Annotated in this window: 9 protein-coding genes; 8 read left to right on the forward strand and 1 reads right to left on the reverse strand. The window is 67.3% G+C overall.

Going from position 1 to position 12,173, the window contains the following annotated elements:
* Window positions 1-124 precede the first annotated feature (124 nt).
* Together VG502_RS03550 and VG502_RS03555 are read left to right on the forward strand one after the other, a co-directional pair.
* On the forward strand, window positions 125-349 hold the full coding sequence (locus VG502_RS03550; protein ID WP_325548646.1) for a hypothetical protein: 225 nt from the start codon (window positions 125-127) through the stop codon (window positions 347-349).
* 241 nt (window positions 350-590) lie between these two features.
* Window positions 591-1,436 carry a S1 family peptidase gene (locus VG502_RS03555; protein ID WP_325548647.1) on the forward strand — a complete coding sequence of 282 codons (846 nt, stop codon included), beginning with the start codon at window positions 591-593 and terminating at the stop codon, window positions 1,434-1,436.
* 80 nt (window positions 1,437-1,516) lie between these two features.
* On the opposite strand, the gene VG502_RS03560 is transcribed toward VG502_RS03555, so the two are convergent.
* The gene (locus VG502_RS03560; RefSeq protein ID WP_325548648.1) at window positions 1,517-3,028 is read right to left on the reverse strand and encodes an NAD(P)/FAD-dependent oxidoreductase; all 1,512 of its coding nucleotides are present in this window, start codon (window positions 3,026-3,028) and stop codon (window positions 1,517-1,519) included.
* A gap of 181 nt (window positions 3,029-3,209) precedes the next feature.
* Here VG502_RS03560 and VG502_RS03565 point away from each other — a divergent pair, with 181 nt between their 5' ends.
* The 6 genes from VG502_RS03565 to VG502_RS03590 all read left to right on the forward strand — a co-directional run bounded on the left by VG502_RS03565 (window position 3,210) and on the right by VG502_RS03590 (window position 12,173).
* Window positions 3,210-4,121 (forward strand): FHA domain-containing protein, encoded by a 912-nt coding sequence (locus VG502_RS03565; RefSeq protein ID WP_325548649.1) that lies wholly within the window; start codon window positions 3,210-3,212, stop codon window positions 4,119-4,121.
* Between the two features lie 111 nt (window positions 4,122-4,232).
* Window positions 4,233-6,803: an FHA domain-containing protein gene (locus VG502_RS03570; RefSeq protein ID WP_325548650.1), complete on the forward strand. Its 2,571-nt coding sequence runs from the start codon at window positions 4,233-4,235 to the stop codon at window positions 6,801-6,803.
* Between the two features lie 195 nt (window positions 6,804-6,998).
* Complete coding sequence (locus VG502_RS03575; protein WP_325548651.1) at window positions 6,999-8,495, forward strand: pyridoxal phosphate-dependent decarboxylase family protein; 1,497 nt, start codon at window positions 6,999-7,001, stop codon at window positions 8,493-8,495.
* A 16-nt stretch (window positions 8,496-8,511) separates the two neighbouring features.
* A complete protein-coding gene (locus VG502_RS03580; protein ID WP_325548652.1) occupies window positions 8,512-9,810 on the forward strand; it encodes a lysine N(6)-hydroxylase/L-ornithine N(5)-oxygenase family protein in 1,299 nt (432 codons plus the stop codon).
* A complete protein-coding gene (locus VG502_RS03585; protein ID WP_325548653.1) occupies window positions 9,807-10,376 on the forward strand; it encodes a GNAT family N-acetyltransferase in 570 nt (189 codons plus the stop codon). Before VG502_RS03580 ends, VG502_RS03585 begins: the two co-directional genes overlap by 4 nt.
* A 3-nt stretch (window positions 10,377-10,379) precedes the next feature.
* On the forward strand, window positions 10,380-12,173 hold the full coding sequence (locus VG502_RS03590) for an IucA/IucC family protein (protein ID WP_325548654.1): 1,794 nt from the start codon (window positions 10,380-10,382) through the stop codon (window positions 12,171-12,173).

The following is a 12,173-nucleotide window of genomic DNA, read 5'->3' on the forward strand; positions in this document are numbered from 1 at the left end:
CGTGCACATCCTGGGAGTCCCCCGCCAGCCCTTGTCATGGACCGTCACACGCGGAACGATCACGAATGCCCCGACCCGCGTGGGCCGGCCGCGACAACGCATCAGACGATTCGAAGGACGTGACATGGCAGTTTCGGTCAATCTCGCCAAGAAGCTCGACAAGGCCTACGAGGACAAGAGCCTGAAGGAGATCCTAGACGCACCGGTCGATGCGCTGGCCGGCCTGACGCCCCGTCATACCGAGGCGCTGAAGGACCTGCTCGGCATCAAGACCGTGCGCGACCTCGGCTCCAACAAGTACTTCGCAGCGGCCGGCGTGCTGGTCGCTCTGGAGAAGCACGAGGGCTGACCCGACCCGCTGAGGAGGTATCCGGTGATCACACCGGGTGCCTCCTCCTGCTTCGTCCGTGCCCGTGTGTATGCCGGACCGGCCGCACCCCTGCGGAACGTCTGCGCCCGGTCAGCGGCCGTGCAGAACTTACCCAAGAGCCGGTAATCATCGGCCAACTCCAGTGACGCGGAACGACCGCGCACACCAGAGTCGTGGACCGTTCACCGTCCGTCATACCGAACGTGAAAGGCACCACCTCATGAAGGTTCTCCGCCACGCAGCACTGGCCACCGCCATCCTCAGCTGCGCCGGAATCGCCACCAGCACAACGGCTTCCGCACAGACCGTGCCCGAAACCACTGCTGCCGCTTCAGATTCGCTCGCCGGCACCATCGCCCTCGACAACTGCTCCGCGTCGTTCGTGCGCTACTCGCAGTCCGTCGGCACCGACCACGCGCTGATGCTGACCAACGGCCACTGTTACGAGGGCGGTATGCCGGGCGCGGGCGAGGTCATCACCGACCAGCCCAGCAGCCGGACCGGCAAGCTGCTGAACGCCGCCGGCGACCCGGTCGGCGCCGTCGCCGCCGACAGGCTGCTCTACTCCACGATGACCGGCACCGACATCTCGCTCTACGAACTGGATGCGACGTATGACGAGATCACCAGCGACACGGGCATCGCACCTCTGACCCTGGCCGACGCGAAGCCGGCCGACAAGACCTCGATCACGGTGGCGTCGGGCTACTGGCAACGCACCTGGCACTGCGGCATCAACGGATTCGTCGACACGCTCAAGGAAGCGGACTGGACCATGCACGACTCGGTCCGCTACAGCATGCCCGGGTGCGACATCATCGGCGGCTCGTCCGGCTCACCGGTCCTGGACGATGCGTCCGGCGAGGTCGTGGCGGTGAACAACACCATCAACGAGAGCGGTGAGCAGTGCACGATGAACAACCCGTGCGAGGTGAATGCGGACGGCACCACGACTGCCACCGAAGGTCAGGGTTACGCGCAGGAGACCTACTGGATCACGACCTGCCTGGCCGACGATCGCACCCTCGACCTCAGCATCGAAGGTTGCCTCCTGACCAAACCGTAATTGGGACAACTGTTTTCGCGTGACAACAAATGGTGGGGTGCGCCGGAACCACCGGCGCACCCCACCTTCACGACCTCAGGTCAGGACGCGGTGTCCTCGGTCTTGGGCGAGCGCTCCGGCATCGGACGTCCCGCACCCAGCCGCAGCTTCGGGTCGAACTGGTCGCCGAGCTGCTGCAATGCGCCGCGCGCGAAGATCTGCTGCTCGGTCGCCGTCCGCTCGCCGCGCGAGCGGCCGAGGAACGACACGGCCCAGTGGAAGAACGTGCCGACCTGGCTCTTGAATCCGATGATGTACCACAGGTGCACGGCCAGCCACATCAACCAGGCGAGGAAGCCCGACATACGCAGCTTGCCGACGCTGGCCACCGCGCTGAACCGCGAGATGGTCGCCATCGACCCCTTGTCGAAGTAGTGGAACTTCGCGTCGGTCGGCTCGTCCTTGAGTCGATGCACGATCTGCTTCGCCGCGAACTTCCCACCTTGTATGGCGACCTGGGCGACACCCGGCAGGTTGTCCAGCGAGATCATGTCGCCGACGACGAACACCTCGGGATGGCCGGGCAGCGTCAGGTCCGGGTTGACCGAGATACGGCCGGCCCGGTCGAGTTCGGCGCCGGTCTGATCGCTGAGCGTCTTGCCCAGGCTGTTGGCCTGCACACCGGCGGCCCAGACCTTGGTCAGTGCCGGAATGCGCTCGGTTTCGCCTGAGGGACTGCGGTATTCGATGCCGGACCCGTCGACGTCGGTGACCATCGCATTGAGCCGGACGTCGACACCCATTTCGTTCAGGCGCTTCTTGGCCTTCTTGCCCAGCCGGGAGCCGAAGCTGCCCAGCACCTTGTCGGCACCGTCCAGCAGGATGACGTGCGCCTTCTCCGCCGCGATGTGCCGGAAGTCGTGCGGCAGGGTGCGACGGGACAACTCGGCGATCTGACCGGCCATCTCGACACCGGTGGGTCCGGCACCGACGACGACGAACGTCATCAGCCGGTCGAGGTCCTCGTCGCGTCCGGAAGCTGCGGCCAGCTCGGCCATCTCGAAGGCACCGAAGATGCGCGCTCGCAGCTCCAGGGCGTCGTCGATGCTCTTCATACCCGGTGCGTATTCGGCGAAGTGGTCGTTGCCGAAGTAGGACTGCCCCGACCCGGCCGCCACGATGAGCGAGTCGTAGTCGTAGCTCGTCCGGACGGTGAGAGCCTTGGCCGTGACGGTCTGTGCCTCGAGGTCGATGTCCGTGACCTTGCCGAACGCCACCTCGACGTTCTTCTGCTTCGCGAGGACCTCGCGGGTGGTTGGCGCGATCAGGCCCTCGGACAGGATCCCGGTCGCCACCTGGTAGAGCAGCGGCTGGAACAGGTGGTAGGCCGTGGCCGAGATCAGCGTGACGTCGACGTCCTCGCCGGCGAACTTGCGCGCTGCGAACAGGCCTCCGAATCCCGAGCCGATGATCACCACCCGGTGCCGGTCGGTGGGCAGGTGCCCGTGCGCCGGAAGCGGGTGTTCCTGAGGGGCGGGCGTGGACACTCGGGTGGACTCTGCGGTGGACACTGCGGTGGACTCCGGGGCGGACCCAGGGTTGGACTCGGTCATCGGCACCTGCCTCTTGTCGACGAAAACTACGACGGGTTGTGTGGCTGGCTCGCGCCTCACAGGTTAGTCGAAGGCGGCGGGCCGGCATCCGTCGCGGGTTAGGCTTGGGCACTGTGTGCGCTGGTCACGTGGCCACCATCACACCGTCAGCAGTGCGTGCCAGATCCAACGGAGGCTTTCGATGAGCAACCCGTACGACCCCTCGCAGCCGGACCACCAGCAGCAATGGGGTCAATCGCCGAACCCGCAACAGCCCGGTCAGGGGTATGACGCGGGCACCGCGCACGGTGCGCCACAGCCCCCGCCATACGGCCAGGACCAGCAGTGGGGTGCGCCCCAGGGCGGCGCGCAGCAGTGGAACTGGCAGCAGCAGGAGCCCCCGCAGCCGACTCGGATCGACTGGAACTCCGCACCGCCACAAGCAGATCAGGCTCCCTGGCGCGGCCCCGCCGCCTTCGCGCCGCCGGCGCCGCCCGCTCCCGAACCCCAGCAGTTCGCTCCCCCTGCCGGTCACGACCAGCCCTGGGTATCCGGTGGCTCCGCGCAGACCGCGCAGGAGGTCGCCGACCACTGGCAGTCCTCGCAGGAGGCGCAGCAGGCCGCGCCCCAGCCGTTCCAGGCCTCGCCCGCACCGGTCGCCGAGCACTACCAGCCGCCGGCCGAGCAGTACCAGCCGCCGGTCGCCGACTACCAGGCACCGCCGCAGCACCACCAGCAGGCGCCGCAGCACGAGCAGCAGTGGCCGTCGTATGACGCGCCGGCGCAGCACCAGGACACCTCGTTCAACGAGGCGGCGACGGTCACGACCCCCGCCATACAGGACCCGGTGGCCGAACAGGAGCCGGAGCCGGAGGCGCTGACCATCGGCCGCGGCCGTGAGAACTCCATCGTGCTCGACGACATGCTCGTCTCGCGGCACCACGTGCGCATCACCGCGGACGCCGACGGTCTCATCCTGGAAGATCTGGGCAGCCGCAACGGAACCTATGTCAATGGACGTCGCGTCGAACGCACGCACTTGTCGGAGGGCGACCGCATCGGGATCGGCGCGGCGACCTTCGAGGTACGTGACGGGTGGCTGTTGAACGTCTGAGCAGTCCGTTCTCGATAGGGTGCAGTCAAATTTGGGAGAGGCACCCGAGGTCGAGCTGAACGTCGGGTGCGCGGGTAAGGGTCGCAGCGACGCTGCGCCGCATCGACACACATGGGGGCAGCAGCCATCGCTACCAACTTCGCCGTCAAGGTCAGCTGCGAGGGTCGCACCGTCTCGCTGGAGTCCGGGCGGACCCTCGTCATCGGCCGCGGCCTCGACTCCGATCTGGTGATCACGGACGCGCTCGCGTCGCGTCGCCACGCCGAACTCGCCCTGCGGGGCACGCAACTCACCGTCAACGATCTCGGCAGTTCCAACGGCACCTTCCTGGACGGCACGAAGATCACCGCGCCGATGCCGGTCGGCCCGGGCAGCACGTTGCGGATCGGCGGAGCCGCCGGACCGGAGGTGCGCTTCGAGGCGGCACCGGCCGGCGCTGCCGTGCGCACCCCGCAGGCATCGGCCGTCCGCACCGAGCAACGCCAGGCGGCAGCCGCGCCCGCCGCCGGCGTATCGCTGCCGGCGCACTCGCGGGCAGCCAGTCAGCCGTTGCCGACCCGGGCGAAGAAGCAGCGGGTCGCGCTCCCCTCGGCGCCCAGCAACACCGGCGTCGTCTTCGACCGCTATTCCCTGCCGAGCGGCCCGTTGGAACAGCGAGCACCGGTCAACCGGTCCGGTCATGCGACCGTCACCGGCTCGGTGCCCCAGGTCATGCCGGTGGACCCCGGCCCGTCCGGCGGCCACGGTGGCGCGATCACGATCGGGCGCGGCCTGGAGAACCAGATCGTCGTCGACGACCTGCTCGCCTCCCGCCAGCACGCTCGCCTGGTCCCGTCCCGCGGCGGGTATGACGTGCAGGACCTCGGCAGCCGCAACGGCACCTACGTCAACGGTCAACGCATCACCGGCGCCCATCTCGGCGAGGGCGACCTGCTGGCCGTCGGCCACTCCCGCTTCACCGTCCGCCACGGTCAGCTCGTCGCAAGCGTCGACGAAGGTGACGTCAACTTCGTCGCCAATCACCTCAGCTTCACGCTGCCGGACGGCAAGAAACTGCTGGACGACGTGTCCTTCGCCCTGGAGGGCTCGAGCCTGCTGGCGATCATCGGCCCGTCGGGAGCGGGCAAGTCGACCATGCTCAAGGCGCTCATCGGCTCACAGCCGGCGACCGAGGGCGAGGTCTACTACGACGGACGAGACCTCTACCAGAACTTCCAGGACCTGCGGCACCGCATCGGCGTCGTCCCGCAGGACGACGTGGTCCACCGCCAGCTGACCGTCCAGCAGGCCCTGCGTTTCGCCGCGGAGCTGCGCTTCCCGGACGACCTGCCCGCGGAGCTGCGGGACAAGCGGGTCGACGAGGTGATGGCCGAGCTCGGCCTCACCGAGCATGCGCACACCCGCGTCGACAAGCTGTCCGGTGGCCAGCGCAAGCGCACCTCGGTCGCGCTGGAGCTGCTGACCCAGCCGTCGCTGCTGTTCCTCGACGAGCCCACCTCGGGCCTCGACCCGGGCCTGGACAAGCAGGTCATGCAGACGTTGCGACAGCTGGCCGACGGTGGCCGCACCGTCGGTGTCATCACGCACAGCGTCGCCAACCTCAATGTGTGCGACAAGGTGCTGCTGCTGGCGCCGGGCGGCAAGGTCGCCTACTTCGGCCCGCCGAACGAGTTGTTGTCCTTCTTCGGCGCGGTCGACTTCGCCGACGTGTTCACCTCGGTCGTCGCCGACCCGAACGGCGCACAGCGGCGGTTCAAGGAGTCACCGCTGGAGGACGAGCAGGTCGAGGGCCCGCTGAGCGCCCCACGCCGGGAGCCGCCGCCGCTGGAGAAGCCGCCGCGGCAGCAGAGCATCCCGTCCCAGCTGTCGACGCTGGCCCGGCGCCACGTGCGCGTCATACTCGCCGACCGCGGCTACTCCGTCTTCATGCTGGTGCTGCCGATCGCGCTGGCCCTGGTGGCCATGCTGGTGCCGGGCAGCTACGGCCTCAAACAGCAGCCACCGCTGGGGCGCGGGCCCGACCAGGTGAAGTTCCACACCACCGAGCCGTTGCAGCTGCTGGTCTTCCTGATCATCGGCGCCGTGTTCATGGGCACCGCCGCGACGATCCGCGAGTTGGTCGGCGAACGCGCGATCTATCAGCGCGAGAAGGCCGTCGGGCTCTCGCCACTGGCCTACCTGGCCGGCAAGCTGACGATCTTCGGCGTGCTGACCCTGCTGCAGTCGATCCTGATGGTGGGGCTCGTCAGCATCCGAAAGCCCATGCCCGACAGTGCGATCCTGCTCGGGTCGCCCATGCTGGAGATCATCGTCGCCTGCTGGCTGACGGCGTTCTCCGCCGCGTCGCTCGGACTGCTGCTGTCCAGCGTGGTCAAGACCTCCGAGCAGGCGATGCCGGCGCTGGTCATCTCGATCATGGCGCAGCTGGCTCTGTGCGGCGGGCTCTTCCCGGTCAACGGCCGGCTCGGACTCGAGCAGTTCTCCTGGCTGACCCCGGCCCGTTGGGGTTATGCCGACTCGGCCGCGACGACCGACGTGCGCTCCATCCTCGCCTCGCAGACCGATCCGTTGTGGAAGCACTCCGCCGGCGTTTTCATGCTGGAGATCGTCATGCTGCTCGTACTCGCCGCGGTGTATGCCGCGGTCACGCAGTGGCGACTCAGCCGCAAAGTGACCGACTGACCGATCCCGACGCGCAGGCCCCGTGAACCATGGTTCGCGGGGCCTTCGCGTTGTGTCGCCGTCACGCCCGCCATACGCACATATCCCAATCTTCATCTGCCCCAGTCGAATTCGAGTGTGGCGTACGCCACCTTGCGTCCGCACCGGCATCTCTTGTTAGGTTAGCCTAGCCTTTGTCAGCCACGAGAGGACGCGATGCCCCCGCCCCCGGAACCGACCGATTTTCTGCTCGACGGACACAGCCCCGAACGCTACGAACGCGACCTCGTCGGTGCCGTCGGCACCGTGTCCACGCGGCTCGCGAGCTGCGCCGCGCCGTTCTCGGGAATCGACCACAGCGCCCTGCGGCCGACGGTCGACGCGGTCGATCTCGACCAACCGCTCGACGACACCTCGAGTGCGCTTCGCGAACTGGACGACCTCTACCTGCGCGACGCGGTCTACTTCCACCACCCGCGTTACCTCGCCCACCTGAATTGCCCGGTGGTGATCCCGGCAATCGCCGCGGATGCCGTTGCGAGCGCTGTCAATTCGTCACTGGACACCTGGGATCAGAGTGCCGGCGGCACCCTGATCGAGCAGCGCCTCATCGGCTGGACCTGCTCACGTCTCGGGTTCGATCCGGACCGTGCCGACGGGATCTTCACCAGCGGCGGAACGCAATCCAACCTGCACGCGCTCTACCTGGCCCGGGAGCATGCGCTCTCCGCATGCGGCATCGATCGCGTCGACGCGTTGCCGAGACTGCGCGTATTCGCCTCTGTCGACGGTCATTTCAGCGTGCGCACGGCCGCGCGGCTGCTCGGCCTGCACCCGGATGCCGTCGTGACGATCGCCACCGATCCGCATCAGCGGATGAACGCGCACGAGTTGCGCTCCGCGATCGTCGCCGCGCGGGCTGAGGGTTCGATCCCCATGGCTGTCGTGGCGACGGCCGGCACCACCGACTTCGGCGTCATCGATCCGCTCCGCGCGATCTCGGACATCGTCCATGAGCAACCGGAACCCGTGTGGCTGCACGTCGATGCGGCATACGGCGGAGGACTGCTGGTCTCCCCCACGCGCCGCGACCTGCTGCGTGGCATCGAGCGCGCCCACTCCACGACCGTGGATTTCCACAAGTCGTTCTTCCAGCCGGTCAGCGCCAGCGCGATCCTCGTCCGTCGCGGCGAGTGGATGGATCCGGGACGGCACCACGCCGACTACCTGAATCCCGCTCGTATGACGCTCGCCGGCATCCCGAACCAGGTCGACAAGAGCCTGCAGACCACCCGCCGTTTCGACGCCCTCAAGTTGTGGCTGACGCTGCGCGTGATGGGCGCCGATGCAGTCGGTGAGCTCTTCGACCGCGTCATCGAACTCGCCTCCGCCGCTTACGAATTGCTCCAATCAGACCCGGATTTCGAGACCATCGCCCCGTCCGACCTCAGCACCGTCGTCTTCCGCTTCGTCCCGAGCGCGGCCGAGCGGCTCGAGCCCGAACTGCTCGACGCGGCGAACCTGGCAGCGCGCGCCGCACTCGCGGCCAACGCCGAGGCGATGATCGCCAGCACGACCGTCGACGGCCGCACGTTCCTGAAATTCACGCTGCTCAATCCACGCACGACGCCCGCCGACATCGCCGAGGTGCTCGGGCTCATCGCCGAGTACGCGTCGGCCCACCTGCCCGCCCAGCCGTCGCTGGCTTCCTGACGGAGCGGAGAACGTCATGACCACACACGATTTCATCGCCATCGGGCTGGGCCCGTTCAACCTCGGGCTGGCCTGCCTCACCGAACCGCTCGACGATCTCGACGGCGTCTTCCTCGAGCGCGGCTCCTCGTTCGACTGGCACCCGGGCATGATGCTGCCGGGCGTCACCCTGCAGGTGCCCTTCCTGGCCGACCTGGTCACCCTCGCGGACCCCACGTCACCGTTCAGCTTCCTCAATTTCCTCAAACAGCGCGGCCGGATCTATCCGTTCTACATCCGCGAGTCGTTCTTCCCGTTGCGCCGCGAGTACAACGAGTACTGCCGTTGGGCCGCGGACGGATTGACATCGATCCGCTTCGGCCACGACGTGCAGGCGGTGCGGTATGGCGAGACGGATTCGTCATACGTCGTCACGTCGCGGCGCACCGACTCCGGCGAGCTCGTGGAGCACCGCGCCCGGAAGCTGGTGCTCGGCACCGGCAGCACGCCCTACCTACCGCCCGCAGCGCACGGGCTGGCGGGCGACGCCGTGCACAACGCCGACTACCTGCGCCACCGAAGTGCCCTCCACGCCAAGCGCAGCATCACGGTGATCGGCAGTGGGCAGAGCGCGGCCGAGGTCTACGCCGACCTGCTGAGCGAACGCGAAACCCATGGATACCAACTGAACTGGGTGACGCGATCGCCCCGGTTCTTCCCGCTGGAATACACCAAGCTGACCCTCGAGATGACGTCGCCCGACTACATCGACTACTTCAGCGCGCTACCGGAGGACGATCGTTATCGGTTGACGACGCAGCAGAAGTCACTCTCCAAGGGCATCAACGCGGACCTCATCAACGACATCTTCGACGAGCTCTACGCGCAGAGCCTGCTGTCCGCACCGACGACTCGGCTGCTCACCGGCACGACGCTGGAGCACGCTACTCATGATGTCGAATCGGGTTCGTACGTCTTGGGATTGCGTCACGGGGAGCAGGGCCGCGCTTTCTCCCTCGAGACGGAGGGCCTGATCTTCGCCACCGGTTACCACCACCCGATCCCGGACTTCCTGGCGCCGATCCGCGACCGCCTGCGCTTCGACGGCAGAGGCCGGTTCGACATCGCCCGCAACTACTCGGTGGACGATGCCGGAAACAGCGTCTTCGTGCAGAGTGCCGGCGAGCACGTGCACAGTGTCTCCTCGCCCGACCTCGGGATGGGCGCCTACCGCAACTCGTGCATCGTGCGGGAGCTGACCGGGCGAGAGCACTACCCGGTCGAGAAGTCCATCGCGTTCCAGGAGTTCGGCGCGCCCGCGGGGATGATCTCATGACTGCCGCCCACCGGCCCGTCTACCGCGACGCGAACGGCGAATTCGCCATCCGGCCGGTCGATCCCGAGCTCGATGCCACGATGCTGCATGCGTGGGTGACGCACCCGAAGGCGACCTTCTGGATGATGGGTGACGCCTCGCTCGAGGACGTCGTGACCGAATATCGGCGCATCGCTGCCGACCCGCATCATGACGCCTTCCTCGGCTTCGTGGACGGCGCACCGGCATTCCTGATGGAGCGATACGACCCGGCACACGTGGAACTCGTCGGCGTCCACGACGCCGAGCCGGGTGATGCCGGCATGCACTTCCTGGTCGCACCCACCGCCAGACCGCGACACGGGTTCACCCGGTCGGTCATCTCGGCCGTGCTCACCGCGATCTTCGCGGACGACTCCGTGCGCCGCGTCGTCGTCGAGCCCGACGTCCGCAACACCGCGGTGCATCGGCTCAACGCGGCGGTCGGCTTCTCCCCGCTCGGTGAGATCGCCCTGCCGGCCAAGACCGCGCTGCTCAGCGCGTGCACCCGCGATGGCTTCCGACCCGCCCCGACCTGCAAGGAATGACCCGTGACGACCTACCCCTACCCCACCGATGCCGAGACGGCGTGTGCCCATCTCAATCCGACCGACTGGGCGGCGGCGAACCGGCTCCTGCTCACCAAGGCGCTGTCCGAATTCAGTCACGAACGACTGCTGACACCAACAGAACTCGGCCCCGGGACGTGGGAACTGCGGTCCCGCGACAGTGACAGCACCTACAGGTTCGCCGCGCAGCTGTTGCCACTCGACCATTGGCTGATCGACGCCGGCTCGGTCCGCTGCGACCGCGCCGGTGCCGACCACCCGCTCGACCTGTTGCAGTTCGTGCTCGACTTCCGCACCGAGCTGGGACTGTCCGATGACATACTGCCGGTCTACCTCGAGGAGATCGCATCGACACTGTCCGCGGTGGCGTTCAAGCTCTCCGGGCCGACGGCGACCAGTCGGGAACTCATCGACGCGGGGTTCCAGGACATCGAGGCCGGCATGCTCGGCGGACATCCGTGCTTCATCGCCAACAGTGGTCGCGTCGGCTGGGGATCACACGAATATCAAGCGTTCGCACCGGAGTCCGCGCAGGACGTGCACTTGCTGTGGCTCGCTGCCCGACGTGATGTCGCGAACTTCACCTGCTGCCGGGACACGTCGTATGACGAGTTCATCCACGCCGAGCTCGGAGCGCGGGCCGATGACTTCGATGAACGGCTGCGGGACCGCGGGCTTCGTCCTGCCGACTATGTCCTGATCCCTGTGCACCCCTGGCAGTGGTGGAACAAGCTGTCGGTCACCTTCGCCGCGGAGGTCGCCGAGCAACGGCTGGTGCTGCTCGGCGAGGGCACCGACGCCCATCGCGCGCAGCAGTCGGTGCGCACCTTCCTGAACGTCACGGATCCGACGAAACACTATGTGAAGACGGCACTCTCGGTGATCAACATGGGATTCATGCGAGGTCTCTCCGCGGCATACATGAAGGCGACCCCGGCCATCAACGACTGGCTCGCCGACCTGATCGCCGGTGATGACACGTTGAAACGCACCGGAGTCGGCATCATCCGCGAGCGCGCAGCGATCGGCTACCACGCGACACAGTTCGAGGACGCGACCGATCGCTACTCCCCCTACCGCAAGATGCTCGCCGCGCTGTGGCGGGAGAGTCCCGTCACCCAGCTCGAGCCGGGCCGCGAACTGGCCACGATGGCGGCTCTGCTGCATGTCGACCGGCACGGCCGATCGATCGCCGGTGAGCTGATCGAGCAGTCCGGGCTCACCCCGGCGCAGTGGTTGCGCGGCTACCTCGATGCCTATCTCGTGCCGCTGCTGCACTGCTTCTACCGTTACGGGCTGGTCTTCATGCCGCACGGCGAGAACGTCATCCTCGTGCTGAACGATGGTGCGGTCGAGCGCGTCATCCTGAAGGACCTGGCGGAGGAGATCGCGGTGATGTCCGCCGACCCACTGCCCGAAGACGTCGAGCGGATCCGCGTCGACGTGCCGGACGACCTGCAGCTGCTCTCGATCTTCACCGACGTCTTCGACTGCTTCCTGCGGCACCTGAGCGGGATCCTCGCCGACGAGCGCCTGCTCGATCCCGGCATGTTCTGGGCGACGGTGGCCGAGGTGGCGACCGACTATCAGCGCTCGGAGCCGGAGTTGGCGGCGAGGTTCGAGCAATTCGACCTGTTCACCGAGGAATTCGCGCTCTCCTGTCTCAACCGGCTGCAGCTGCGCGACAACCAGCAGATGGTCGATTTGGCCGATCCGTCCGGTGCACTGCAACTGGCCGGCACATTGGACAATCCGATCGCGGGCAGCCGGCGGTAG

Source organism: Flexivirga sp., assembly GCF_035551235.1.
Classification (GTDB): Bacteria; Actinomycetota; Actinomycetes; order Actinomycetales; family Dermatophilaceae; genus Flexivirga.